General features: G+C 64.6%; 21 protein-coding genes. 7 read left to right on the top strand and 14 right to left on the bottom strand.

The genetic code is table 11. From position 1 onward, the window contains the following. The 5 genes from gndA to HDE78_RS08455 all read right to left on the bottom strand — a co-directional run bounded on the left by gndA (position 1) and on the right by HDE78_RS08455 (position 4,990). Positions 1-1,548 carry an NADP-dependent phosphogluconate dehydrogenase gene (gene gndA, locus HDE78_RS08475; protein WP_179478193.1) on the bottom strand — a complete coding sequence of 516 codons (1,548 nt, stop codon included), beginning with the start codon at positions 1,546-1,548 and terminating at the stop codon, positions 1-3. A gap of 63 nt (positions 1,549-1,611) precedes the next feature. Further along, a complete protein-coding gene (locus tag HDE78_RS08470) occupies positions 1,612-2,103 on the bottom strand; it encodes a hypothetical protein (protein WP_179478191.1) in 492 nt (163 codons plus the stop codon). Positions 2,104-2,106: 3 nt separating this feature from the next. Further along, on the bottom strand, positions 2,107-3,462 hold the full coding sequence (locus HDE78_RS08465) for a GldG family protein (RefSeq protein WP_179478189.1): 1,356 nt from the start codon (positions 3,460-3,462) through the stop codon (positions 2,107-2,109). Continuing rightward, entirely contained in the window at positions 3,462-4,232 is a 771-nt protein-coding gene (locus HDE78_RS08460; RefSeq protein WP_179478186.1) for an ABC transporter permease, read from the bottom strand. The genes HDE78_RS08465 and HDE78_RS08460 overlap by 1 nt, the downstream gene beginning before the upstream one ends. Next, complete coding sequence (locus HDE78_RS08455) at positions 4,229-4,990, bottom strand: ABC transporter ATP-binding protein (RefSeq protein WP_179478184.1); 762 nt, start codon at positions 4,988-4,990, stop codon at positions 4,229-4,231. Before HDE78_RS08455 ends, HDE78_RS08460 begins: the two co-directional genes overlap by 4 nt. Before the next feature lie 176 nt (positions 4,991-5,166). Here HDE78_RS08455 and HDE78_RS08450 point away from each other — a divergent pair, with 176 nt between their 5' ends. Then, positions 5,167-6,360, top strand: coding sequence for a fatty acid desaturase (locus HDE78_RS08450; protein WP_179478182.1), 1,194 nt, complete (start codon positions 5,167-5,169; stop codon positions 6,358-6,360). A gap of 223 nt (positions 6,361-6,583) precedes the next feature. Here HDE78_RS08450 and HDE78_RS08445 read toward each other — a convergent pair whose 3' ends face one another. From HDE78_RS08445 to rpmB, 3 genes are all read right to left on the bottom strand, one after another. Beyond that, positions 6,584-6,991 (bottom strand): DCC1-like thiol-disulfide oxidoreductase family protein, encoded by a 408-nt coding sequence (locus HDE78_RS08445; protein ID WP_179478180.1) that lies wholly within the window; start codon positions 6,989-6,991, stop codon positions 6,584-6,586. Positions 6,992-7,257: 266 nt separating this feature from the next. Then, positions 7,258-7,425 (bottom strand): 50S ribosomal protein L33, encoded by a 168-nt coding sequence (rpmG, locus tag HDE78_RS08440; protein WP_072759007.1) that lies wholly within the window; start codon positions 7,423-7,425, stop codon positions 7,258-7,260. A gap of 10 nt (positions 7,426-7,435) precedes the next feature. Beyond that, the gene (rpmB, locus tag HDE78_RS08435) at positions 7,436-7,672 is read right to left on the bottom strand and encodes a 50S ribosomal protein L28 (protein ID WP_179478178.1); all 237 of its coding nucleotides are present in this window, start codon (positions 7,670-7,672) and stop codon (positions 7,436-7,438) included. Between the two features lie 345 nt (positions 7,673-8,017). On the opposite strand from rpmB, the gene secB reads away from it, so the two are divergent. The 3 genes from secB to HDE78_RS08420 all read left to right on the top strand — a co-directional run bounded on the left by secB (position 8,018) and on the right by HDE78_RS08420 (position 12,707). Beyond that, entirely contained in the window at positions 8,018-8,521 is a 504-nt protein-coding gene (gene secB, locus HDE78_RS08430; protein WP_179478176.1) for a protein-export chaperone SecB, read from the top strand. A gap of 15 nt (positions 8,522-8,536) precedes the next feature. Beyond that, entirely contained in the window at positions 8,537-9,562 is a 1,026-nt protein-coding gene (locus HDE78_RS08425; RefSeq protein WP_179478174.1) for an NAD(P)H-dependent glycerol-3-phosphate dehydrogenase, read from the top strand. 127 nt (positions 9,563-9,689) lie between these two features. Beyond that, entirely contained in the window at positions 9,690-12,707 is a 3,018-nt protein-coding gene (locus tag HDE78_RS08420; protein ID WP_179478172.1) for a DEAD/DEAH box helicase, read from the top strand. Positions 12,708-12,776: 69 nt separating this feature from the next. On the opposite strand, the gene HDE78_RS08415 is transcribed toward HDE78_RS08420, so the two are convergent. The 3 genes from HDE78_RS08415 to HDE78_RS08405 all read right to left on the bottom strand — a co-directional run bounded on the left by HDE78_RS08415 (position 12,777) and on the right by HDE78_RS08405 (position 16,227). Further along, a complete protein-coding gene (locus HDE78_RS08415; RefSeq protein WP_179478171.1) occupies positions 12,777-13,460 on the bottom strand; it encodes an HAD family hydrolase in 684 nt (227 codons plus the stop codon). 100 nt (positions 13,461-13,560) lie between these two features. Further along, a complete protein-coding gene (gene glk, locus HDE78_RS08410; RefSeq protein WP_179478169.1) occupies positions 13,561-14,574 on the bottom strand; it encodes a glucokinase in 1,014 nt (337 codons plus the stop codon). Between the two features lie 126 nt (positions 14,575-14,700). Beyond that, on the bottom strand, positions 14,701-16,227 hold the full coding sequence (locus tag HDE78_RS08405; protein ID WP_179478167.1) for a S53 family peptidase: 1,527 nt from the start codon (positions 16,225-16,227) through the stop codon (positions 14,701-14,703). 219 nt (positions 16,228-16,446) lie between these two features. Here HDE78_RS08405 and hemB point away from each other — a divergent pair, with 219 nt between their 5' ends. The 3 genes from hemB (at position 16,447) to pyrC (ending at position 19,385) form a co-directional block, all read left to right on the top strand. Further along, on the top strand, positions 16,447-17,436 hold the full coding sequence (gene hemB / locus HDE78_RS08400) for a porphobilinogen synthase (protein ID WP_179478164.1): 990 nt from the start codon (positions 16,447-16,449) through the stop codon (positions 17,434-17,436). Positions 17,437-17,565: 129 nt separating this feature from the next. Beyond that, the gene (locus HDE78_RS08395) at positions 17,566-18,156 is read left to right on the top strand and encodes a hypothetical protein (protein WP_179478162.1); all 591 of its coding nucleotides are present in this window, start codon (positions 17,566-17,568) and stop codon (positions 18,154-18,156) included. A 188-nt stretch (positions 18,157-18,344) separates the two neighbouring features. Further along, positions 18,345-19,385, top strand: a complete 1,041-nt coding sequence (gene pyrC, locus HDE78_RS08390; RefSeq protein ID WP_179478160.1) for a dihydroorotase — start codon at positions 18,345-18,347, stop codon at positions 19,383-19,385. A gap of 97 nt (positions 19,386-19,482) precedes the next feature. Here the strand turns inward: pyrC and HDE78_RS08385 are convergent, their stop codons facing one another. From HDE78_RS08385 to trxA, 3 genes are all read right to left on the bottom strand, one after another. Further along, positions 19,483-20,850 carry a glutamate--cysteine ligase gene (locus tag HDE78_RS08385; protein ID WP_179478158.1) on the bottom strand — a complete coding sequence of 456 codons (1,368 nt, stop codon included), beginning with the start codon at positions 20,848-20,850 and terminating at the stop codon, positions 19,483-19,485. 219 nt (positions 20,851-21,069) lie between these two features. Then, entirely contained in the window at positions 21,070-23,058 is a 1,989-nt protein-coding gene (gene rho, locus HDE78_RS21050; RefSeq protein ID WP_255457722.1) for a transcription termination factor Rho, read from the bottom strand. 303 nt (positions 23,059-23,361) lie between these two features. Continuing rightward, the gene (trxA, locus tag HDE78_RS08375) at positions 23,362-23,688 is read right to left on the bottom strand and encodes a thioredoxin TrxA (RefSeq protein WP_179478156.1); all 327 of its coding nucleotides are present in this window, start codon (positions 23,686-23,688) and stop codon (positions 23,362-23,364) included. Positions 23,689-24,018 lie beyond the last annotated feature (330 nt).

Genomic DNA, 24,018 nt, shown 5'->3' with positions numbered 1-24,018 from the left:
TCAACTCCAGTCGGCGTGAAAGCTGCCCAGCTTGTCGATGCGCTCGAAAGTGTGTGCACCGAACAGATCGCGCTGCGCCTGAATCAGATTGGCCGGCAAGCGCTCGGAACGGTAGCCGTCGTAATAGGCGATGGCCGAGCTGAAGCCGGGCACGGGCACACCGATGCGCACGGCCGTGGCCACGACTTCGCGCAAGGCCTCCTGGTACTTCTGCGCGATCTTGCCGAACGTCGGCGCCAGCAGCAGGTTGGCCAGTTTGTCGTCGTGCTTGTAGGCGTCGGTGATGTCCTGCAGAAAGCGCGCGCGAATGATGCAGCCGCCGCGCCAGATCTTGGCGATGGTGCCGTAATCGAGCTTCCACTGGTACTCCTCGGCAGCGGCGCGAAGCTGGGCAAAGCCCTGCGCGTAGGACACGATCTTGCTCAAGTACAGCGCGCGGCGCACCGACTCGATGAAGGCCTTGCGATCGCCTTTAAATGCCTTGGTTTTCGGGCCGTGTAAATAGTTGCTCGCGGCGACGCGCTCGTCCTTCAGCGACGACAGCACGCGTGCGAACACCGCTTCGGTGATCAGCGGCAGCGGTACGCCGAGATCGAGCGCGCTCTGGCTGGTCCACTTGCCCGTACCCTTCTGCGCGGCGCGATCGAGAATCACGTCGACCAGGTCCTTGCCGGTTTCTTCGTCCTTCTTCTGGAAGATCGTGGTGGTAATTTCGATCAGATAGCTGTCCAGCTCGCCCTCGTTCCACTTGCGGTAGACCTTGGTCAGCTCCTTGTTGGACAGACCCAGCACGTGCTTGAGCACCGAGTAGCTTTCCGCGATGAGCTGCATATCGCCGTATTCGATACCGTTGTGCACCATCTTGACGTAATGGCCGGCGCCGTCGTCGCCCATATAGGCCACGCACGGTGCGCCATCGGGCGCCTTGGCGGCGATTTCGGTGAGGATGGGTTCGACCAGGTCGTACGCATCGCGCGGGCCGCCAGGCATGATGGATGGGCCGTGCAGCGCGCCCTCCTCACCGCCGGAAACGCCGGTGCCGATGAAGTGGATGCCGGCCTTGGCCAGCTCCTGGTTACGCCGGATGGTGTCCTTGAAGAAGGTGTTGCCGCCGTCGATCAGCACGTCGCCCTTGCTCAGCAGGGGCTTCAATTCGGCGATCACCGCATCGGTACCCGCGCCCGCCTGCACCATCAGCAGAATGCGTCGTGGTTTTTCCAGCGAGGCGACAAACTTTTCGATCGTGTAGCTGGGGACGAACTTGGCGCCCGGGTTGTCCTTGAGGACTTCGTCAGTCTTCTCGCGACTGCGGTTGAAGATCGACACCACGTGACCGCGGCTTTCGATATTCAACGCCAGATTGCGGCCCATCACCGCCATGCCGACCACGCCAATTACGCCCTTGCCGGTCGAGGCAGCGTTTTTGCTAGCGACTTTTTTGGCGGCGATGCTTTTCTTGGCAACTGCTTTTTTGGAAACGGTCTTCGTGGCGGATTTAGCCGCTGTTTTTTTGCTTGCTGCCGGTTTGCGTTTGACGGGCGTGGCCATGGGTCGGACTCCTGCTGTCGGTGCATGAAAGATGGGGCGCACACTGCGCCGCGCAAGGTGAAGCTAAGGTAGCTTGCCGGCCTGGCCGCGTGATGCTCGGGGCATATAGCGAACCGATACTAGCGCCACGCGCCCGTCCACGCGCACGTAGCACTGCGGGCCGGTGACCGATATCTCGCCAAAATCCAGCGAGTGGCCGTCCAGTGCCAGGGTGGCACTGGGCGGCGTCAGGCCGATGCGGGCGGGATCGAAATCGCTGGCTGGGCGCCAGCGCAGTACCGGAGCGGCTGCCGTTTCGGTGAGCTCGCCAAGGCGCCCGTCGTCGGCGCGCACGGCGGCACCGTCGATGCGGTACCAGTGCCCGTCCCGCTTGGCGTAATGCTCGGTCGGCGCATTGCCGGTATGCACTTCAACGTGCGAAATGGCGGATGGCTCCAGTGCCAGCAGGGTGCCGGGTGCTTCGCGATTTTCCTGTCGCCATTGCCACGCCGCGAAGGCCAGCACAGCGGCCGCAGCAAGCAATAAAAGAAGGCGTTTGCGAACGGAACGACGCATCCTTCAACGCCGCCGCCGGCGCCACACGATGAGCGTGCCGATCAGCAGCAACAGCACCGGCAGCACGATCAGAAAGCCGACGCTCACCGCGCTGAGCTCGCCCTGCGAGATCTGCATGATCCGGTCCGGTGCGCCGCGCGGCGGCAGGTCGACCAGCTTGTCGTCACCGAGCAGCCAGTCGAACACGCGTTCGCCCAGCGCACGGTTGCCGCCGTTGCCGAGGAAGCTGTTGGAAAGAAAATCGCCGTCGCCGATCACCACCACGCGCTGCTCGCTCTTGTCCGGGCTCGGTGAGAGCCGGCTCAGGGCAAAGCCGAAATCCAGCGGGCCCTTCAACTCACCGGAGGCCGCATCGAAGCGAATTTCCGAAGGCTGGCTGTCGTCGATCGGCTTGAACTCGGTCCAGCTCTGCGGACTGGAGCGCAGGAAGGCATGCACGGCCCAATCGCCCTGCGCGATCTGCGCCAGCGCCGACACCTGCGGAAACAGCGTGGTCAGCGTAAAACCGCGAGTGATGGCATTGGGCACGTAGTCGCCGAGCGCAATCATGCGGGGATCCTTCAGACCCAGCGCGGCACCCGAGCCATCGACCAGCACGCCTGGCAATACCCGAACGCTCAGCGCGGCGGATAGCGGGCCGAGCCCCAGATCGCTGTTGCCCGGTTCGGTCAGCCACAGCAGGTTGCCCCCATTCTGGACATAAGTCACCAGTGCCTGCACCGCGCCGGGTGGCAAGGGCAGGGTCGGGCTGGCAAGCACCACCAGATCGGTGTGTTCCGGCACCGCTGAGACCTGCGAAAAGTTGAGCGGCACGGCGCGCATGCCACGACCTTCCAGCTGTGCCATGAAGGTGCCGAGGTCGGCGTTGGCCTTGCCGTCGGCGCGTCGCTCGTCGTCGCCGGTGACGAAGGCCACGATGCGGTCGTTGCCGCGCACCAGGCGCTCCAGCGCATTGGTGAGACTTCTTTCGGACAGCTCATCCAGCCGCTGCTCGCGGCCGCGGTAGTGGACGATCAGCGCGCCATCCACGGTGAGGCCCAGCTCGCGCATCTTTGCCGGGTCCAGCTGCGGGTCGACGAAACGCAGCGTCAGATCGGGCTTCACCTGCTGATAGCGCTGCAGATAACCGGCCACGGTCTGGCGCAGGTCGCCCTGCGGATTGGCGTAGCTGACGATGTCCACCGGACCGTCGAGCGTGGCGAGCACCGCGCGGCTTTCCGGCGACAGGCTGCTGCGCCCGTTGGCGGTCCAGTCCGACTCGTGAAAAATGCGCGTGCTGAGGTAGCCCACAGCGCCGGCTACGAGTAAAAGGATCAGCGCAAACAGCCAGCCGTCCAGACGTCTAAACAAAGTGCGCATCAGCCGCGCTCCCTTTCGGCGGACAGTCGCTGCGTGGCCAGGGTCAGCGACACCGCGATCAGCAGCAAGAACCAGACGATGTCCGTGGTCGACACCAGCCCGCGCAGCATCGGCTGGAGATGCGAACTCATGGCCAGCCAGTTAATGGCGCCGCCGTTGATCCCGGCCATCTGTGCACCCAGGTTGACGTACCACAGCGCCAGCGTGATCACCAGCGCGGCGGCCGCGGCGATCGCCGGGTGCGAAGCAAACGTCGAGCAGGCGATGCCCAACGCCGCCAGCGCGGCGAGCGTCAGAATGAGTCCCAGCGTGGCCGCGGCCAGCTTGCCCCAGTCGAGGTTGACGAGATGAGCCAGTGCCAGCGGCATCGCCAGCGTCAGCAGCAGCCACAGCAGCAGCCATCCCAACACGGCCAGATATTTGCCAAGCACGATGCGCGAGGCCGTCACGCCTGCGGCGAACAGCAGCGGCAGCGTGCCGCTACGCCGCTCGCCGGCGATTACCGACATGGTCAGCAGCGGCACCACCATAAAGCCGAGTTGGACCAGCTGGGCCAGCAACGGTACGGCCACCAGGTCGGTAAAGCCCGGACTATCGGGCAGCGCCGCGCGCTGCATCTGCGACGAGAGAAAGGTACCCATCAGCAGGGTGAAGTTCCACGCCAGCCAGGCCAGCGTGATGGCGGCCAGCACCCAGGCCAGCGGGCGCACGATCAGGCGACGCCATTCCAGCCGCGCCACGGCGGAGGTATTCGTTCCAAAAGAACTCATGCGGCGCGCGCCGCGCCGGCGTTGCCGTGCATGGCGATGTCGAAGAAGGTTCGCTCCAGCGCCCCATGATCGTCGCCATGCACGAGGCCGTCGTGGCGCAGGGTGCCCTCATGCAGGATGGCGACACGGTCGCAGACGGCGGTGACTTCGGTCAGCAGGTGCGTGGACAGGATCACCGCCGTGCCGCTCGCCGCCTGTTCGCGTATCACTGAGCGCAAGGCGGCAACCTGTACCGGATCGAGCGCGTTGGCCGGCTCGTCCAGCACGAGCAGGGCCGGGCGGTGCAGCAGGGCGCAGGCCAGCCCGAGGCGCTGACGCTGGCCCTGCGAGAGCACGCCGGCCAGGCGATGCGCCAGCGGCTGCAGTTCCAGTCGTTCAATGATCGCCGTTCGGGCCTCGCGAAGCGCCGCGCCTTTGAGTCCGCGAAGGCGGCCGTGGGCGTCGAGGTGTTCGCCGACGGTCAGTTCAGGCCACAGCGGCGCACGCTCGGGCAGCCAGCCGATCAGTCGGCTCGCCAGCTCGGGATATTCCAGAAAATCCTCGCCGTTCAGCTGGATGCCGCCACTGTCAGGGCGCAAGGCGCCGGCGATCATCGACAGCGTGGTCGACTTGCCGGCGCCGTTGACCCCCAGCAGCCCCAGCACCTGGCCCGGCTGTAGTTGAAGGTTGAGGCCTTCGACGGCGCGGCGACCGGCGCGGCGGCGGGTGAGATGGTCCAGTTGCAGAACAGGAGCTGACGATCGGGTGTTGGCGGTCATTGCCTGATTGTCATCGCGACACCATGGTTAAACAACAGGTGGCGAGCATGGCGGCGCCATATACCTTTTTCACATCCTCTCGCTTGACCAGCTGTTACTATTATGGTGAGACCATGCTGGCGAGTACGGGATTCGCCATCTAGACTCATCTGACTCACTACCTCTTGGTGTCTCTCATGCTCGACGCGGTGCTGAATTTCCTCAACAACGGTGTCACCGGCGCAAGCTGGGGCGACATGTTGATCTACCTGCTGGTCGCGACCCAGCTCACCATCTTCACGGTGACGCTGTATCTGCACCGTAGCCAGACTCACCGCGGCGTGGATTTCCATCCGGCGCTGGCGCATTTCTTCCGCTTCTGGGGCTGGATCAGTACCGGCATGGTGACGCGCGAGTGGGTGGCCGTGCATCGTAAGCACCACGCCAAGGTCGAGACGGTCGACGACCCGCATAGCCCGATGATCTACGGCATCAAGAAGGTCTTCTGGGACGGTGTCTCGCTGTACCGCGAGGCCTGCTACTCCAAGCAGGACATGGAGCAGTACGGCCGCGGCACGCCGGACGACTGGGTCGAAAACCATGTTTATGGCGCCCATCCCTATTGGGGCCCGACCCTGATGCTGCTGATCAATCTCGCCCTGTTCGGCGTCATTGGTGCGGCCATCTGGGCGATCCAGATGATCTGGATCCCATTCTGGGCGGCCGGCTTCGTCAACGGCATCGGCCACTGGTGGGGTTACCGCAACTTCGAGAGCGCCGACACCGCCCGCAACCTGATTCCGTGGGCGTTCTGGATCGGCGGCGAAGAGCTGCACAACAACCACCACGCTTTCCCCAGCTCGGCCAAGTTCGCCCTGCGCAAGTGGGAGTTCGACATCGGCTGGGCCGCGATCTGCGGCCTGCGCGCCATCGGTCTGGCCAAGGTGCTGCGTGTGGCGCCGTCGCTGGACGTGCGTCCGAACGTGCCGCTACCGGATGCCGACACGCTGCGCGCCGTGCTGACCCATCGCTTCCAGGCCATGACGGATTTCTATCGTGGTGTGATCGTGCCCACGATCGGTGAGGAAGCGCAGCATGCCGGCGAAAGCCTCAAGGCCGTACCGCGTCGCCTGCGCCGCGCGCTGGCCGACGGCGGTCGCTGGCTCGACAACGAAGGCCGCGATCACCTGCAGGCGGCGCTGGCTAAGCGCCCCACGCTGAGCACGGTGTACGACTTCCGCAATCGCCTCGCGGCGTTGATGGAGCAGCGCGGCGCCGATCAGGCGCTGCACGGACTGCAGCAGTGGATCCGCGAAGCCGAGGAAAGCGGTATCCGCGCGCTGCAGGATTTCGCGCAGAAGCTGAAGGGCTACGCGGTCGCCGCGCACTAAGCTCAGCGTTAGCTGTTTCTAAAAATACCCGCCATCCCGGCGGGTATTTTTTTGTCCACAATACGGGCGAAAGAACGTTATCAGCGAGTAACCCCCCTTGGTCGCGGTGGTTTTAAGCGAGCTGGCCTGCTTTGCGAGTTGCCTTGAGCAGTGCGGGTGTCAGTTCGCGTCTGGCGTGTCGACGATTCAGAAACCGTTGCGCGTTTCAGCCTCTAGCTGAGTATCAGTCGAGAAAGCGCTCGACGTATGCGGGATCAGGCAGGCGGCAGTGCGTGCGTCGACCGAACAGACGATAGCGATGCCGGGCGACCCTATAGGTTGGATCGCGGACGAACCGCGGCACGGCGCGGATCATCCAGGCGACGATCTGCCAGCCCCGGCCAAGCCCGGCGAGCACGCGGATGAGTGCCTCGGTATCCGTGAATCCGAGCCCATCTTGCACCAGTAAAAACGACGAGGGGTCGTCCGCCGAAAGCCCGTGCGTCAGCAGCAGGCGTCGGCCGTGGTTACCTTGCATGGCTGCGAGACGATAGCGGCCGACGCGATCGTGCCGCAGCAAAAAATCGACCCAGCGGTTGCACAGTAGGCAAACGCCATCGAATACCACGATTGGCCGATTCTCAATATTCATCAACGATCTCCAGCCGGACGCGATATGCCACCAGGTGTCCGAGCAAGGGTAACCGGGCATGAGTGTGGAACGTGTAGCGTCCGTTTTCGACGCGCAGCGAACAGCAGACGGAGGCGGAAGCGAGCCAGGCTCGCCGTCATATCTCGATGATGCGTGCTGCCTGATGGCCGCAGCGGGCGCCAAAAGAAAACCCGCCACGAGGGCGGGTTTTCTATCGCGGCCTTGAAGCCGCTGCTACCTGGAAGCTTGCGCTTGCGCGCACTCGATTACTTGATCTTGCCTTCCTTGTAGATCACGTGCTTGCGCACGACCGGATCGTATTTCTTGAACTCGAACTTTTCCGGCGTGTTCTTCTTGTTCTTCTGCGTGGTGTAGAAGTGGCCGGTGCCGGCCGAAGAGATCATGCGGATCTTGTCTTGTGTCTTGTTAGCCATGGCTCAATCCTCAGACCTTGTCGCCGCGGGCGCGCATCTCGGCAATCACGGCTTCGATGCCGTTCTTGTCGATGGTGCGCAGGGCATTGTTGGAAACGCGCAGCTTGATCCAGCGATTCTCGCTGGCAACCCAGAAGCGGCGCTCGTGCAGGTTGGGCAACCAGCGACGGCGGGTGCGGTTGTTCGCATGCGAGACATTGTTGCCGGTCTGCACACCTTTACCGGTGACTTGACATACACGGGCCATAACGACCTCCTAGATTGGGTTTCAAGGCCGAGGCGCGTTGCCAGGATCCATGAGAACCGCGGATTTACCGCCCGTTAGCCAGGGCAGTATCGGCCCAGCGGCGACTGGCGCCACGCGATGCTGGAGGGTGTTTCCAACGCAATGACCGCAAGGCCCGCATCGCGTGGCGGGCTCCCCAGAGTATCTGGGTCGGCAGTGGCTAGCCGCGCATTCTCGCAGAAAAATCTCGCGCCGCGCAATCTACGGCGCAATCTGGCCGATCAGCCGGCGTGCGTGCCGCGGGGATGTATGGAACAATCCACCTCTTTTTTGTTCCACATAGACTCAACGACCGAGGAAATTCCGATGGCAGAAATTATCACCAACGGCCAGGCCAACGGCCAGGCCGACCAGCCGCAGCTGGTGGTGCAGAAGATCTATGTGAAGGATGTTTCCTTCGAAGTGCCCAACGCACCGCAGATCTTTCAGGACGTCAACGAGACCGAGCAGCCGCAGGTCCAGCTGAATCTGGGTCAGAAAGTCACCGAGATGGGCAACGACCAGTACGAAGTGGTGCTGAGCCTGACGTTGACCTGCACCGTCGGCCAGCGCACCGCCTACCTGGCTGAAGTGGAGCAGGCCGGTCTGTTCGGTATTGCCGGCTTCAACGAGATGGACAAGGCCGGCATCATCGGCAGCTACTGCCCGAACCTGCTTTTTCCGTATGCCCGCCAGACGATCTCCTCGCTGGTGCTGGAAGGCGGTTTCCCGCCGTTCCTGCTGCAGCCGATCAACTTCGATGCGTTGTTCGCCGAGCAGCAGCGCCGGATTATGGGCGGCGACGAGGTTCCGGCCACGCTCAACAGCTGAATCCGGGCGCTCGACATGGCTGAACGTTCCACACTGGCGGTACTCGGCGCCGGCTCCTGGGGTACCGCGCTGGCGGCACTTACTGCTCGCAACGGTGTGCCGACCACGCTGTGGGGGCGCGATCCGCGAGCCCTGGACGAGATGGCAGCGAGTCGCTGCAATCGGCGCTATCTGCCGGATATCGAGCTGCCGGCCTCGCTTCACTATGAAAGCGATCTGGCTGCCGCCGTGCGCGGCACCAGCATCGTGCTGATCGTGGTGCCCAGTCACGCGTTCGCCGCCATGCTGGTCGAGCTGGCGCCGCTGCTCGACGCCGATACGGCGATTGCCTGGGCGACTAAGGGCTTCGAGCCGGGTACCGGCCGATTTCTGCATGAACTGGTGGCGCAGCAGCTGCCGGGTCGGCCGGCGGCCGTGGTCACCGGGCCCTCGTTCGCGCGCGAAGTGGCGGCGGGTTTGCCCAGCGCCGTGACCGTGCATTCGGACAACGCGGCATTTGCGCAAACCGTCGCCAGCCTGCTGCATGCGCCGAATCTGCGCGCGTATTCCGGCGGCGACATGCTGGGCGCCGAGCTCGGTGGCGCGATGAAAAACGTGCTGGCCGTTGCCACCGGCATCGCCGACGGCATGGAGTTGGGCCTGAACGCCCGCGCCGGCCTGATCACCCGCGGCATGAACGAGATGCTGCGCCTCGGCGTGGCGCTGGGCGCGCGGCCGGAAACGCTGATCGGCCTGTCTGGCCTGGGCGATCTGGTGCTTACCTGCACCGGCGATCTCTCGCGCAACCGCCGGCTCGGTCTGGCTCTTGGGCGCGGCATCGCGATCGACGAGGCCGTTCGGCAAATCGGTCAGGTGGTGGAAAGCGTGCTGACTGCCGACGAAGTCGCCCGGCTGGCCGACAAGCACGGCCTCGATCTGCCGATCAGCGCGGGCGTGCGCGCCGTGCTGCACGGCGAAGTGACGCCGGTCGACGGCCTGCGATCGCTGATGGCGCGCGAACAGAAGCCGGAATATCCGCGCGGCCTGTTCGGCACCGTTTAGCCGGTCCGGCCGGCCCGGTGCCGGCCGTTCGCTCGACTGTTCATAAAGACCGCGGCGGAACGACGGTTGCAAGTCTCCCTGCACTGCTAAGCTCAGTGTTTTGGTCGTCGCCACGGACCGCATGCGCATGCAGCAACCGGACGAAAAAGAGCAGGCCGCGGCGCTCGCCGTCGGCGAAGAGGATACGCTGCCGCTGGCGTGGCGGCGCCTGCTGGCTGCGCCCAAGCCGGTTGCCACCGAAGACCACGGCGTGCTCGGCTTTTTTCTGGAAGTGATGCCTGAAGAGGGTGCCGTCTACGCGCACATCGATGTGGCACCGGTGCTGCTGTCGCAGCTCGAGAACGGCCGTTACACACGCCCGGTGCCGCTGGACAGCAAGCATCTCGGGCAGTTGTTGCTACAGCCGCACGAGCAGCGCCTCGCCGCCACGGTGCTCGGCCTGCCCCAGAGCCTGCGCAAGAGCCGCAGCTACGCCCGGCTCAGTGGCCACGTCGGCGACACCTTGCTGGCCGAAGTGCTGGATACCGCGCCGTGCTTTCTGGGCGGCTTGGCCGGGCTGCGCCTGTCGCGCGGCAAGTCGCACCCGCTCAACTGGCACTGGGTGATGGAGGCCGACGGCAGCCAGCGACTGCTGCCGCAGCTTTCCAGCAATCAGCGGCTGCTGCGCATCGACAGCCTGTGGTATCTCGATGCCGAGCGCGCCACGCTGGGCATGCTCGACGCGGCCGCCGAAGAAACGCTCTGGCTGGAACTGCCGCCGCTGAAACACGAGCACGGCAAGCGCCTGCGCAGCTGCCTGCCCAACAGCCGCCTCGCCACGCGCGTGCCGCTGCCGCAGGTCTTCGGCGAGCTGCGCCGCTCGCAGCTGGCGCCCAAGCCGGTGCTGACCCTGCATGCGCTCACCCGACACGCGCGGCTGGCCGCGGGCACGCCGCCGCTGGGCTACGCGCGGCTGGCCTTCGACTACGCCGGTGAGCGTCTGCCCGGCCGCGGTGGCGATCCGCTGGTGCGCCGCGTGCGCAACGGCCAGCTGGTGGAAATCACCCGTCGCCGTGCCGACGAACTCTCGGCGATGGAGCAGCTCGAGCATGCGGGTCTGACGCCTGGCGTCGATACCGAAGGCCTGCCCTGGGACGTCGCCGACACCTTGCCCGACGACGCCTGGTTGTTTCCCGGCACCGGTTACGCCGGGGCGCTCGAGGTCAACACCCCGGCGCGCTGGCTGGCGCTGCGGCCCAAGCTCGAGCAGGAAAACTTCCAGGTCGAATACGCGCCGAGCTTTCCGTTCGAAGTACTGGAAGGGCCGGTGCGCTGGTATGGCCACGCGGTCGAGGACACCGACGATCACGCCTTCGATCTGGAGATCGGCATCGAGCTGGACGGCCAGCGGCACAACCTGTTGCCCGCCGTCGCCCAGGCGCTGACGGAAAATCAGCTGAGCCTGCGCCCCGCGCCGAATGAGCCCGACGATGCCGTGTGGTACGCCCCGGTCGACGCGCGCCGGCGCGTGCCCGTGCGCCTGAAGGAGCTGCGCGGCCTGCTGGCACCGCTTGCCGAATACCTCGAAAAGCCGCGCAAGAAACTCCATCTGCCGCGCGTCCAGGCCGGTCGGCTGGAAGAGCTCGTCGACGCCATGCCCGGCGGCAGCGCTCTGGAGGCCTCCGAGTCGCTGCGCGGGTTTGCCGGGCGCCTGCGCCATGCAGCCGAGCGCGCCAGCGACGAGGTGCCCGAAGGCCTCACCGTCGAGCTGCGTCCGTATCAGCGCGAAGGTCTGCGCTGGTTGAATGCGCTGGCCGAGGCGGGCGTCGGCGGCGTGCTGGCCGATGACATGGGCCTGGGCAAGACGCTGCAGCTGATCACCCATCTGCTGTCGCTGAAGCAGGGCGGCGCGCTGAGCCAGCCGGCGCTGATCGTGGTGCCGACCAGCCTGATCCCGAATTGGCAGTCGGAAATCGCCCGCTTTGCGCCGATGCTGAAAGTGCTGACCCTGCACGGGCCGCAGCGCGCCGAGGAATTCGCCCAGCTCGGCGCGCAGGACATCGTGCTGACCAGCTATGCCCTGCTGCCGCGTGACGTGGTGCCGCTGCGCAAGCAGCCGTTCGCGCTGATCGTGCTGGACGAGGCGCAGCAGGTGAAAAATCCGCGCACGCAGGCACGCCGTGCACTGCTCAGCCTGCGCACGGCGCGCTACGTCTGTCTGACCGGCACGCCGCTGGAAAATCATCTCGGCGAGCTGTGGTCGCAGGTCGATCTGGCGGTGCCCGGCTTACTGGGCGACGAGGGCGCGTTTCGCCGCTTCTATCGCGTGCCGATCGAAAAGCAGCACGACGAGGAGTGCCAGCAGCGGCTCAATCTGCGCTTGGCGCCGTTCATCCTCCGACGGACCAAGGCGCAGGTGGCGCAGGAGCTGCCACCGAAAACCGAAATCACCCGCCGCGTAGTGCTCGAAGGCCGCCAGCGCGATCTGTACGAAGGCCTGCGCCTGTCGCTGGCCGAAGAGCTGCGCGAGGTCATCGCCCAGCGCGGTATCGCACACTCCGGCATCGTGGTGCTGGACGCGCTGCTCAAGCTGCGCCAGGTCTGCTGCGATCCGCGCCTGGTGAAACTCGAAGTCGCGCGCGGCGTGCACGAGTCAGCCAAGTTCGAGATGCTGATGGATATGCTGCCGGCGCTGCTCGACGAGGGCCGCAAGGTGCTGCTGTTCTCGCAGTTCACCGGCATGCTGAAGCTGATCGCGGCCGAGCTCGACCGGCGCCGCATTCGCTACGTCACGCTCACCGGCGAAACGCGCGACCGCGCCGAGCCGGTGCAGCGTTTTCAGAACGGCGAGGTGCCGCTGTTCCTGCTGTCGCTCAAAGCCGGCGGCGTCGGCCTCAACCTCACCGCCGCCGACACCGTCATCCACTACGACCCGTGGTGGAACCCCGCCGCCGAAGCGCAGGCCAGCGACCGCGCCCATCGCATCGGGCAGGACAAGCCGGTCTTCGTGTTTCGCCTGATCACCAGCGGCACCGTCGAAGAGCGCATCGAAGAACTGAAAGCACGCAAGGCCGAACTCGCCGCGGCCGTGCTCGAAGGGGGCGGCAGCCGCGAAAAGCTCAGCTTCGATCAGGGCGATCTGGATGCGCTGCTGGCGCCCGGTTGACTATCTGAATCCAGATTTTTGACGTCATCCTCGCGGTTTTTTTTCGGTGAGGTGCACCACTCAATCGCGTCAATCGCGCGAGGCGATCTCGTCGATATGGTGCAGCATGTCGGCCGGATCTTCGTAGACGCGGAACGCGCCGGCCTCCTGCAGTTCGGCAATGCCATAGCCGCCGGATAGCAGACCGACGCCGAGCGCGCGTGCGCGCTGCGCGGCCAGCATGTCCCAGACGCTGTCGCCGATCACCAGCGCGTTGCGGATGTCGACGCCCAGTCGATCGGCGGCGGCGATGAACAGGTCGGGGTCGGGTTTCGCGTGGCGCACCTGATCGCGCGTGACCACCGGCACCTTGGTGGGGTCGACGCCGAGCGCGGCCAGATTGTGGCGCGCGGTTTCCATTCGACCGCTGGTCGCGATGGCCCAGGGGAATTTGTTTTCGGTCAAAAAATCCAGCAGCTCGCGCGCCCCGGGTAGCGGCTGCACCGCATCCGCTGCCGCCAGCCGACCGAAGGCCGCAGCGTGGTTGTGGCGTAGGCGCAGCAGCGAGTCCTCGCTGAGGGTAATGCCGGTTTCGCGCAGCAGCATGTTGAGGAACAGGCCGCCGCTCATGCCGATGCGGCGGTGAATGCGCCACACCGAGACCGGCACGCCTTCGGCATCCAGCGATTCCTTCCACGCCAGCACGTGCTGGTAGACGCTGTCGACCAGGGTGCCGTCGAGATCGAACAGGAACGCGGTTTTATCGAGCGGCATGAGTACTCCTGCAACGCCAAATCAGCGTTGGATTATGTCAGGCCGGATGTGACGACAACGCAGCGCGCCGCGACGATTTCGCATCGCGGGCGCCGAAGTTCTAGTCGCGGCGATTCAGCAGCGAGCCGCCCGATTCCACGATCGCGAGCGCCGCGGCGCCCACCAGGCCGGGCTCCGGATTCATGATCGCCTGCGTCGGCACCTTCTCCATCGTGTCGCGGAAACGGCCCTTCGCTTCGAAGCGCTCGCGGAAGCGGCCGCGCTCCATCCACGGCAGCAGGATCGGCACCAGGCCGCCAGTGAGGTATACGCCGTCCCAGGCGCCGATGGTCATCACCAGGTCGCCGGCGACGCTGCCGAAGATGCCGGCAAAGGTTTCCACCACCTGCACGCACAGCGGATCGCTGTTGCTGTTGGCGCGCTGGCTGATGTCTTCGGGCTTCAGCGATTCGGGCGTCTTGCCGGCGATCTCGCACAGCACGTCGTACAGGTTGACCAGGCCGTTGCCACAGATCAGCCGCTCGTTCGACACGCGGCCGTAGCGCTGGTTGAGGCGCTTGAGAATTTCGATATCTTCCGGCGAGTGCGCCGCGAAGCCGGCGTGACCGCCTTCGGTCTGCAGCACGCTGCACTTGCCCTGGCGGATCAGCAGGCCGCCCACACCGAGGCCGGTGCCGGGGCCGACGATGACGAAGGTCTGCTCGTCCTGTGTGCCGGGTTTGGGCAGCGGCAGGCCGCCGACGGGCACCAGATCTTTCGGCTGCAGCAGCATCACCGCCATGCTCTGGGCGGCAAAGTCGTTGACCAGGTGTACCGACTCCATCCCCAGCTCGGCCTGCAGCCTCGGCGCGGAAATGGCCCACGGATTGTTGGTGATCTGCACCGTCTCGCCTTCGCTGATGCGCCCGGCGGCGGCGATCAGCGCACGGTTGGCTTCCAGTCCGCTGTCCTTGAAGTACTGGCGTATCGCGTCGGCCAGCGAGGCGAAGTCGTTAACGTGATAGCGCCGTACGGTGTCCATCTGCAGCGGCGTGGCCCCGTTCGGGTCGGACAGGGCAAATCGCACATTGGTGCCGCCGAGATCGGCTAGCAGGGTCGGGGCGGAAACACGCATCAGAGCTCCATCGGACAAAGCGGAAAACGCCAAGCCTGCCGGGAATGCCGCCCATCGTCCAGCGTTACGGTCAATGACACCCCTTTTCAAAGTGCTGCCGGGCGGAAAGTCCGCCCGGCTCACGCCTTATTTCTTGCCGTTTGCGCTGCCACCCGAGGCGCTGCGCAACGCCGTCAGCAGGGCCTCGCCGTTCGGGCTGCCCAGGCCGGTGCAGGCGTCCCAGCCGGCCGCCGCCTTATAGGTGCCGTTGTTGCCCTCGGTAATGTCGTGAAAGGCGGCCTTGCCGGCCTGATACAGCGCCACATGGCCATCGCCCAGCGTGGTGCCGAGCGCCTGGTTGAGTCGCGCCACCAGCGCCGCCCAGAGTGGCGCGACGGCGCTGGTACCGCCGTACACCAGGTCCTTGCCGTCGACGCGTATCTGATAGCCCGTGAGCGGGTCGGCGTCGCCCGCCACATCGGGCACGCCGCGCCCCTTGAAGCTGGCCGCGCCGGTTGGCACCTTCGATGAGGCCTGCCATGTGGGCAGCGGATAGACCGTACTCACGCCGCCGCCGGTGGCGCCGTTGCCGGTGGCCGTTTCGTTCCACACGACTTCGCTGGCGATCTTGCTGCCGCTGGCGGTGAGCTTGGTGCCGCCGCAGGCCAGCACGCTCGGGCTCGAGGAGGGAAAGTCCACGTGCGGCTGGCCGTCGGTCTCGCCATCGGTAGAGCCGGCGTCGCCCGCGGCCACGGTGACGGTAATGCCCAGCGCGATGGCGTCCTGCAGCGCCGACTCCAGCGCGTCGCGACCCTGCGGCGCCCAGCTGTCCTCCTGGCCACCCCAGCTGATCGACATCACCGTGGGCTTGTTGGTGGTGTCGTGCGCCGCCTGCGCGATAGCGTTGTAGAAGCCCTGATCGGTATTGGTGGTGAAGTAGACGACGAATTTCGCGCCGGGCGCCAGCGCGCCGGCCACCTCGATGTCTAGCATCACCTCGCCATCGGCATCGCCGCCGGGCGTATTGCTGCCGCCGTCGACGGACACGCTCGTTACGGTCGGCCCCTTGATGCCCAAACCGGAAAAATACGTATCCAGATCGGCCTGCTGATAGCCGCCGCCCAGCTCGATGATCGCGACGGTCTGGCCGGTGCCATCGGTACCGGCGGGAAACTGGTACAGCTCGCCCAGCTGCAGCGGCGTAAAGCTGTTGATGGGTTTCGCCAGCGGCTTGCGGAAGTGCGCGGTGGCGACCGGACGCTTGTCCAGTCCAAGCACCGCGATGATCGCCGGGTCGGGCAGGGTCGGTTCCTGCGCGCACCCGATGAAGTGCGCGCCGCTGCTGCCGATCGCGTATTGGCCCAGGTCCACGCCGAAGGCGTCCTTCATGCTCTGCGCGGTGCCGCTGAGATGCAGCGTGCGCCGGTCCATGTGGCAATCCAGCTCGCGCATGCCGTGCTTTTTGCTGAGCGCTCGCACGCGCTCCACGTCGGCCGGGTCGGCGCCGTGCCGATCGGCATAATCCGCGCGGGACATCGCCGCGTGCGGCCACGCGGCGGCAGGTGGCGCGGCGCGGTGGCGAAAAACCAGGGTCACGTCGACGGTGGCGTTCGGATCGTGCGGCCCGATGTAGCGGACGTCGGTGGGCAGGCTGGAGCGAGTCGTAGCATTCATGAACTTACCTCGGAGCAGTGGCGATCGATGGAGGACACGTCGAGCATGCGCAAGACTGCGCTCATGTGGCGAGATGCAGGACACGTTCGAGATTCGGCGTTCAGCCCAGGGTGAGGTCTGTGCAGGTCGCGTGTGCTGTGAAAGCTGCGGCCAGCCGTCGCGCCTGCATCGGCGCGATCTGGCCTAAAATGAACGCCTTATTCAACGTCTGGATTTGCGATGAGCTTTCCTGCCATCCGCATGCGCCGCATGCGCCGCGATGCGTTTTCCCGCGCGCTGATGCGCGAGCACACCCTGCACAGCAGCGATCTGATCATGGTCGCCTTCGTGATCGAGGGCGAAAACCGGCGCGTGGCCGTGCCATCGATGCCGGGCGTCGAGCGGCTCTCGATCGACCTCCTGCTGCAGCTGGCCGGCGAATGCGTGGAGCTAGGCATTCCGGCATTGGCGCTGTTCCCCATTACCGACGCGCCGAAAACCGAGGACGCCGCCGAAGCGTGGAATCCCGACGGCCTGATGCAACGCGCCACCCGTGCGCTGAAAGCGACATACCCCGAGCTGGGCCTGATCGGCGACGTCGCGCTCGACCCGTACACCTCGCACGGCCAGGACGGCCTGATCGACGAAAACGGCTACGTCGTCAACGACGCCACCGTCGAGGCGCTGATCAAGATGTCGCTGGCGCAGGCCGAAGCCGGCATGGATTTCGTTGCGCCCTCGGACATGATGGACGGCCGCATCGGCGCCATCCGCGATGCACTGGAAGAAGCCGGCCACATCCACACGCGCATTCTCGCCTACTCGGCAAAATACGCCTCCGCGTTCTACGGGCCGTTCCGCGACGCCGTCGGCTCGTCCGCCAATCTCGGCAAGGGCAACAAGCACACCTACCAGATGGACGTGGCCAACAGCGACGAAGCCCTGCGCGAAGTCGAACTCGATATCCAGGAAGGTGCCGACGCCGTCATGGTCAAACCCGGCCTGCCGTATCTCGACATCGTGCGCCGCGTAAAAGACACCTTCGGCGTGCCGACCTTCGTCTACCAGGTCAGCGGCGAATACGCGATGCTCAAAGCCGCCACGCAAAATGGCTGGCTGGATGAGAAGGCGGTGGTGCTGGAGTCGCTGACGGCGATGAAGCGGGCGGGGGCGGATGCGATTCTTACGTATTTTGCGATCGATGCGGCGCGGTGGATTCGGGGGGATTAGTTCTTACTCTTTTTGATGTGCTGTATCGATCACACCGTTTGCTGTAGGACTCATTTCGCTATTCACTTTTTTGACTTCGTAAATCTGACGCCAAGGTCAGGTATTGATGTCACGAGGGCTTTGGATTCCATGAGCGACCCATTAATTACTCGTCAGGACGTCCAGGGGCGCGCGCAGGTAGATGCATTGGCGCCAGTTGAGCCAAAGGAAGCGCTAAAAGTCGCTCGAAAGATTTGTCATCCGTGGTACAGATGCCAGTCGCTAACGAAAGTTGCAGAGCACTGGGGTACAAAATCGCAGCGGATGGCGATTCTTATCGAGGCTCTCGAGTCTGCCCAGTTGCAGGAGGAGATCAATAGGATAGTGACTGTGTCCGCTTGGCCCTTACGGCTTATGGCTTCTCTGGAAATCGATACAACAGCGGCCTACTTGGTGAAACTTGTGGAGCAGGCAAATGAAGAGCCTCACGGACTGCGCAGGGCAGACGCGCTATTTGCGGTGGTATCTCGTCTTGAGAATTATCCAACCTTGCAAGCATTAGTCGCCCCATCTCTTATCGCCGCGCTCTTACAGAGGCATGGGAATCGCGTTGATCGACTAATTCGGTTTACTGTAGGAACTCTAAAAGACACAATTCCCGAGATGCTTTCGCCTTTGATTGCCCACCATCACGAAGGAAAGCAAAAGCAATTACTAGTTGCGTCTCTCAGGAAAGAGTAGCGCACGTAGGTTGGATTGAGCTTGCGACCGTGGAATGCCGAAACGAACATTCGCGCAGCGAATGGCCCGCAGGGCGGCTCGCCGAGGCGAGCCGTCAACCCAACATCTTCGTGGCCTGATGTTGGGCATCGCTTTGCTCAGCCCAACCTACGACGATCCTTTCCGCTATTCACTACCTGAGTTTTGCCATGACACCCACGCGCCTTGAAATCACCCGCCCCGACGACTGGCATCTGCATCTTCGCGATGGTGATGCGCTGGCTTCGGTGATCGGCCATACCGCGCAGCGGTTTGCGCGCGCCATTGTGATGCCCAACCTGAAGCCGCCGGTGACCACGGTGGCGCAGGCCGAGGATTATCGTGGGCGGATTCTGGCGAGCCTGCCTGCGGGTATGCGCTTCGAGCCGCTGATGACGCTGTACCTCACCGAGGACACTTTGGCCGAAGAGATTGTGCAGGCCAAGGAAAGCAGCAGCGTGTTTGCGGTGAAGTATTACCCTGCGGGCGCCACCACCAATTCGCAGTCCGGCGTGCGCGAGCTGTCGCGCGTCTACCCCGTGCTCGAAGCGATGGAGCGGCACGATCTACCCCTGCTGTTGCATGGCGAGGTCACCGATCCGGATATCGACATCTTCGATCGCGAACGCGTTTTTATCGAGCGTCATTTGCTGCCGCTGCAGGCCAGGTTTCCGGCGCTGCGCATGGTGCTCGAACACATCACGACGCGCGATGCGGTCGAGTTCGTCAGCGGTGCCCCGGCGAATGTGGCCGCCACAATCACGGCGCATCATTTGCTGCTGAATCGCAATGCACTGTTCGAAGGCGGCATGCGCCCGCACAACTACTGCGCGCCGATCCTCAAGCGGGAGACGCATCGCACGGCGTTGCTTCAGGCGGCGACCAGCGGCGACACGCATTTTTTCCTGGGCACCGACAGCGCGCCGCATCCGCGCGAAGCGAAGGAAACGGACTGCGGTTGCGCCGGGCTCTACACGGCGCACGCGGCGCTGGAGCTGTATGCCGAAGCATTCGAGCAGGTAGGTCAGCTCGATCGGCTCGAAGCTTTTGCCAGCTTTCATGGCCCGGATTTTTATCGCTTGCCGCGCAATAAGGAACGCATCGCGCTCGAGCGCGCGCCGTGGATCGTGCCGGCCGAATATCCGTTGGCGGGGTCGACGTGCAAGCCGATGCGCGCTGGTGAGTCAGTCGCCTGGTCTATCGCGACGTAGGTTGGGGTTCGCGCCAGCGAAACCCAACAGGATGCGCGACGGTTGTTGGGGTTCGCTGGCGCTCACCCCAACCTACGCGATTGCGCCGCGGGCTGTCTCAGTACGCGAACTCGCGGAAAACCGGATCGACGCTGCCGTTCCAGGGGCCGTGAAAGAGTTCAAGCTTGCGCTCGGCGGGGGTCTGGTTGGCCTGGACGATTTCGATCATCGGCTCGAGGAAGATGCTTTCGTCAGCGCCGTGCTGGTTGAGGCGTGCGCGGCGTTTGAGGCCGGCGCTGGCGATCTTCAACGCTTCTTCGGACAGGTCACGCACGGTGCCGTTGCGGAACGGCAGCTTGAGGCCATATTTCGGCACGCCATCGCGCAGGGCATGACGTTCCTCGCGACTGAAGTCCTTGACCAAGTCCCACGCGGCGTCCAGTGCCTCGTCGTCGTACAGCAGGCCGACCCACAGCGCGGGCAGGGCGCATAGCCGGTTCCACGGGCCGCCGTCGGCACCGCGCATTTCCAGGTACTGCTTGAGGCGGACTTCCGGAAAGGCGGTGGTGAGGTGGTCGGCGAAGTCCTTCATGGTCGCCTTGGTGCCCGGCAGCTGCGCCAGTTCGCCGGCCATGAACCGCTTGAAGTCCTGCCCGGCCAGATCGATGTATTTGCCGTCCTGAAAACTGAAATACATCGGCACGTCGAGGATGTAATCGACGTAGCGCTCATAGCCAAAGCTGTCGTCGAAGACGAAGTCGAGCATGCCGGTGCGATCCTTGTCGGTATCGGTCCAGATGTGCGAGCGATACGACAGATAGCCGTTTGGACGTCCTTCTGTAAACGGCGAGTCGGCGAACAGCGCAGTGGCGATCGGCTGCAGAGCCAGGCTGACGCGGAATTTCTTGATCATGTCCGCCTGGCTGGAAAAATCCAGGTTCACCTGCACCGTGCAGGTGCGCGTCATCATGTCCAGGCCGAGCGAACCAACCTTGGGCATGTATTCGCGCATGATCTTGTAGCGGCCTTTCGGCATCCACGGCATCTCGTCGCGCTTCCACTTCGGCTGAAAGCCCATGCCGAGAAAGCCCAGGCCCATCCCGTCGGCGATCGAGCGCACTTCTTCCAGGTGCGTGTTCACTTCGGTGCAGGTCTGGTGGATGGTTTCCAGCGGCGCGCCGGACAGCTCCAGCTGGCCGGCCGGCTCCAGCGTGATCGAGGCCATGTCGCGCGACAGCGCCACCGGGTTCTCACCCTCGCGCGTCACGTTCCAGCCGTAGCGGGTGGCGATGGTTTCCAGCAGATGCTTGATGCCGCGCTCGCCCTCGAAGGTCGGCGCGCGCAGGTCGTCGGTGCGGAAGCCGAACTTTTCGTGCTCGGTACCGATGCGCCACGCCTCGCGCGGCTTTTCGCCGGCGGCAAGGTAATCGATGAGCTGCTGGCGGCCCTGAATCGGCGTGTTCTTGACGGCGCTGGGTATGGACACGGGGACTCGCCTTGCTTGGATGTGCACAGACTAATGGGGGGCGCGGCATGACAACAAAAGGGCCGGCCGACGGATAATTGTACGCGAGAGTTCAGATGATGCTCGCGGTCTATGCGGCGTGGATTGGCGCACCGCAGCCGCCCGCCCTTCGGTGCGACAGCTAGAAACGAAGAGGCCGGCAATTCGCCGGCCTCTTCGTCTAGCGCCTGTCTCAGGCGATTAGCGCTTCATCGAATTGAAGAACTCGTCGTTCGACTTGGTGTTCTTCATCTTGTCGAGCATGAATTCGATGGCGCTCAGTTCGTCCATCGGGTGCAGCAGCTTGCGCAGGATCCAGATCTTCGCCAGCAGGTCGGGATCGATCAGCAAATCCTCGCGGCGGGTGCCGGAGCGGTTGATGTCGATCGCCGGGTACACGCGCTTCTCGGAAATGCGGCGGCTCAGATGCACTTCCATGTTGCCGGTGCCCTTGAACTCCTCGTAGATCACCTCGTCCATCTTGCTGCCGGTTTCGGTCAGCGCGGTGGCGATGATGGTCAGGCTGCCGCCTTCCTCGACGTTGCGGGCGGCGCCGAAGAAGCGCTTGGGCCGCTGCAGCGCATTGGCGTCGACGCCGCCGGTCAGCACCTTGCCGGAGCTGGGGATCACGGTGTTGTAGGCGCGCGCCAGACGCGTAATCGAGTCGAGCAGGATGATCACGTCCTTCTTGTGCTCGACCAGGCGCTTGGCCCGCTCGATCACCATCTCGGCGACCTGCACGTGGCGCACGGCCGGCTCGTCGAAGGTCGAGGAAATGACCTCGGCGCGCACGGTGCGGGCGATCTCGGTGACTTCTTCCGGACGCTCGTCGATCAGCAGCATGATCAGATGCGCTTCGGGATGGTTGTACTGGATGGCCTGCGCGATGTTCTGCAGCATCATCGTCTTACCGGACTTCGGCTGCGACACGATCAGGCCGCGCTGGCCCTTGCCGATCGGCGCGATCAGATCGAGCACGCGGCCGGTGATGTCTTCGCTGGAGCCGTTGCCGCGTTCGAGCTTGAACGCCTTGCGTGGGAACAGCGGCGTCAGGTTCTCGAACAGCATCTTGTTCTTCGACGCTTCCGGCGGATCGCCGTTGATGTCGTCGACGCGCAGCATGGCGAAGTAGCGCTCGCCTTCCTTCGGATGACGCACGCGGCCGGTGATGTAGTCGCCGGTGCGCAGGTTGAAGCGGCGGATCTGGCTGGGCGACACGTAGATGTCGTCGGGACCGGCCAGGTAGGACTCATCGGCCGAGCGCAGGAAGCCGAAGCCGTCCTGCAGGATTTCCAGCACGCCTTCGGCCCAGATGCCGCCGCCGGAGCGGGCGTGCGCCTTGAGCACGTTGAAGATCACGTCCTGCTTGCGCGCGCGCGCCACGCCTTCGTAGACGCCGAGCGACTCGGCGAATTCCAGCAGCTGCGGCGCCTTCATGCGCTTGAGCTCGGTGAGGTTGATGACGCGATCGTTGCTGCCCGGATCGGCGTTGTCGTCGTCGACCGGCAGACCGTTCGGATTCGGCCGCGGATTGTTCTGCGGACGCTGCGAACCCTGCTGCGGACCGCGCTCGTTGCGCTCGTTGCGACGGCGGCGGCCGCGCGGGTCGCGGTCGCGTGGGTTGTTGGGGTTGTTCGGGTTATTGCCCTGGTTCGGATGCTGCCCGGCGTTCTGGCCGCCGTTGGAGCCGCCGTTCGGATTCTGACCCTGGCCGCCGTTCGGCTGGCCCGGGTTCGAGCCATGCTGGCTGGGCTGGCCCTGGTTCGACGAAGGTGGCGTCGACGATGGCTGGCCAGACGAAGGCTGATTCGAAGACGGCGGTGACGCGCCCTGATTCGATGAGCCCTGGTTGGATGACGTCTGGTTTGATGAATTCTGGTTGGCGCTGGGAGCGTGCGGCTGCGCCTGATTCCCATCGCGAGGCGCCGCGTTCGGGTTCGGCGCCTGCGCCGTATTGCCCGGCTGGGCGGACTCGTTGCCGTGGCTATTGCCGTGAGACGGCGCCGGTTCGCGCGGCTCATGCGAGGCGCGAGGCAAAGGCAGAGGCGGTTGATGGGAAGACGATGCTGCAGGCGGCGGATTTGCCGGTGCCGACGCCTGTGGCGTGGAGCGCTCTACGTTCGGCTGCTGGGCCGGCGGTGCGTGCGCTGCGCCGGACTTCTCAGCCGCCGCGGCCCGCGCGGCAGCCATCTCCGCCGCGGTGCGGCGCGGCGCGCGCTGGCGCGGCTCGGGCTTGCCTTCGGATGCAGGCTTGGTATCGGCGCTTTTGGCGTCGTTGGGGTTTTTATTTTCGTTATCAGACACGGGCTATCCTCGCGGGGCGCCGTTGAACTTCAGGAGGGGTGTTTGTGCGTCGCGCAGAAGGCGCTCGGGGACAGGACTGTCCCGACGGACTGATTGAATCTAGCACTCGTCAGGTGCCGGCGTAAAGCCTCGTGCGCCTACCTGACTCGGTCAGACAGGCGCGGTAAAGCGGTTTGGCTCTGAGCTAGCTCAGATGGCCTTGTCGATCATCTGGGTCAGCTGACCCTTGCTCACGGCGCCGATCTGGGTCGCTTCGACCTTGCCGTTCTTGAACACCATCAGGGTGGGGATGCCGCGCACGCCGTAGGTCCGCGGCGTCTGCTGGTTCTGATCGATGTTTACCTTGACCACCCGCAGCTTGCCTTCGTACTGCTTGGCCAGCTCGTCCAGCATCGGCGCAATGGCCTTGCACGGGCCGCACCATTCGGCCCAGAAATCGAGCAGCACGGGCGTATCGGACTTGAGCACCTGCTGTTCGAAGGCGTCATCGGTTACATGGGTAATCAGGTCGCTCACGGGAATCTCCGAGGCTGTGGGGCGAAAATCGCAGAAGGAATAAATGGGGCGGCGGGCGAATAAATGCAAGGAGTGACGGCGGCAGGCCTTCATCAGCTACACTCACGTGCCCATGAAGCCAGAGTTGGGGCTGAATAGAGGCATCGCCGAACCGGCGGAGCTTCATTGCAGCGTAACTCCGGGCACGATTCAAGGGCGGCCTTGCAAACCGCCCGTCGGACCGCCGTCAAACCCGGCGTCGCCAGCCGCGGCGCGACCTTGCCGACTATTCGACAGTGAACCAAGGCTTCACTGCGCCCCGCGCACCCGTCCTGCACCGCCATGTGCCGA

Origin of the sequence: Rhodanobacter sp. K2T2 (assembly GCF_013408815.1) — a bacterium.
Lineage (GTDB): Bacteria > Pseudomonadota > Gammaproteobacteria > Xanthomonadales > Rhodanobacteraceae > Rhodanobacter.
Note: the sequence above shows the minus strand (reverse complement) of the source record. Positions and strands in the feature narration are given on the sequence as shown.

Excerpts from the sequence above, each read along its gene's own strand:
- HDE78_RS08460 (WP_179478186.1), bottom strand. The coding sequence starts at position 4,232 with ATGAGTTCTTTTGGAACGAATACCTCCGCCGTGGCGCGGCTGGAATGG.
- pyrC (WP_179478160.1), top strand. The coding sequence starts at position 18,345 with ATGACACCCACGCGCCTTGAAATCACCCGCCCCGACGACTGGCATCTG.
- HDE78_RS08465 (WP_179478189.1), bottom strand. The coding sequence starts at position 3,462 with ATGCGCACTTTGTTTAGACGTCTGGACGGCTGGCTGTTTGCGCTGATC.
- HDE78_RS08395 (WP_179478162.1), top strand. The coding sequence starts at position 17,566 with ATGAGCGACCCATTAATTACTCGTCAGGACGTCCAGGGGCGCGCGCAG.
- rho (WP_255457722.1), bottom strand. The coding sequence starts at position 23,058 with ATGGCTGCCGCGCGGGCCGCGGCGGCTGAGAAGTCCGGCGCAGCGCAC.
- HDE78_RS08425 (WP_179478174.1), top strand. The coding sequence starts at position 8,537 with ATGGCTGAACGTTCCACACTGGCGGTACTCGGCGCCGGCTCCTGGGGT.
- HDE78_RS08420 (WP_179478172.1), top strand. The coding sequence starts at position 9,690 with ATGCAGCAACCGGACGAAAAAGAGCAGGCCGCGGCGCTCGCCGTCGGC.
- HDE78_RS08405 (WP_179478167.1), bottom strand. The coding sequence starts at position 16,227 with ATGAATGCTACGACTCGCTCCAGCCTGCCCACCGACGTCCGCTACATC.
- secB (WP_179478176.1), top strand. The coding sequence starts at position 8,018 with ATGGCAGAAATTATCACCAACGGCCAGGCCAACGGCCAGGCCGACCAG.
- HDE78_RS08415 (WP_179478171.1), bottom strand. The coding sequence starts at position 13,460 with ATGCCGCTCGATAAAACCGCGTTCCTGTTCGATCTCGACGGCACCCTG.
- rpmB (WP_179478178.1), bottom strand. The coding sequence starts at position 7,672 with ATGGCCCGTGTATGTCAAGTCACCGGTAAAGGTGTGCAGACCGGCAAC.
- hemB (WP_179478164.1), top strand. The coding sequence starts at position 16,447 with ATGAGCTTTCCTGCCATCCGCATGCGCCGCATGCGCCGCGATGCGTTT.
- HDE78_RS08450 (WP_179478182.1), top strand. The coding sequence starts at position 5,167 with ATGCTCGACGCGGTGCTGAATTTCCTCAACAACGGTGTCACCGGCGCA.
- HDE78_RS08470 (WP_179478191.1), bottom strand. The coding sequence starts at position 2,103 with ATGCGTCGTTCCGTTCGCAAACGCCTTCTTTTATTGCTTGCTGCGGCC.
- gndA (WP_179478193.1), bottom strand. The coding sequence starts at position 1,548 with ATGGCCACGCCCGTCAAACGCAAACCGGCAGCAAGCAAAAAAACAGCG.
- glk (WP_179478169.1), bottom strand. The coding sequence starts at position 14,574 with ATGCGTGTTTCCGCCCCGACCCTGCTAGCCGATCTCGGCGGCACCAAT.
- HDE78_RS08445 (WP_179478180.1), bottom strand. The coding sequence starts at position 6,991 with ATGAATATTGAGAATCGGCCAATCGTGGTATTCGATGGCGTTTGCCTA.
- rpmG (WP_072759007.1), bottom strand. The coding sequence starts at position 7,425 with ATGGCTAACAAGACACAAGACAAGATCCGCATGATCTCTTCGGCCGGC.
- HDE78_RS08455 (WP_179478184.1), bottom strand. The coding sequence starts at position 4,990 with ATGACCGCCAACACCCGATCGTCAGCTCCTGTTCTGCAACTGGACCAT.